The following is a 707-nucleotide window of genomic DNA, read 5'->3' on the forward strand; positions in this document are numbered from 1 at the left end:
TTATTGGTCATTTTAAATGACAATGACATGTCGATATCGTGTTCTATTGGTGGGTTTTCGCGACACTTAGCGATGCTTTGGGAGTCAGGTTATCAAGTTGATATCTCAGATACAGGGGCACCGGTGCTGCGCCATCGTCCAAACATGCAGGCATTTGATCGACGCAAACGTCATAGTGAACATCGTGATGTACCGCAGTTAGAAGACAATTTGTTTAAAGCCATTGGTTTTACCTATTTTGGGCCCTTTGATGGTCACAATATTCCTGAGCTGCTACGAGTATTGTCACTTGCCAAACAGGTAAAAGGACCAGTACTAGTACATATTTATACGACTAAAGGCAAAGGTTTTGCACCTGCGGAAGCCGATCCCGTCGGTTATCATGCCATTAGCAAATTACCCGCTGAAGACATTGTCGCCTGTGACTTTGCCAAAGATAAAGCGACTATCGAGAGTGAAGCTACTAAAGATAAGCCTTCTAAACTAAAGTATTCGCAAGTGTTTGGGCAGTTTTTATGCGATAAAGCGGCACAAGATAATAGGCTATTAGCGATCACTCCAGCGATGGAAGAGGGCTCTGGGATGATTGACTTTGCCCGTCAGTTCCCAGAGCGGTTTTTTGATGTGGCCATTGCTGAGCAGCATGCGGTGACACTTGCGGGCGGTATGGCAACGCAAGGCGTCAAGCCCATTGTCGCGATATACTC

At 45.8% G+C, this 707-nt stretch carries 1 protein-coding gene; it reads left to right on the top strand.

Features of this window, described 5'->3' with window-relative positions; translation table 11 throughout:
* Positions 1-707, top strand: a 707-nt coding sequence (locus ACS8FD_RS20590) for a 1-deoxy-D-xylulose-5-phosphate synthase N-terminal domain-containing protein (RefSeq protein ID WP_439277235.1), incomplete at both ends; no start/stop codon positions are given.

The organism is Psychrobacter sp. 1U2 (assembly GCF_051847575.1).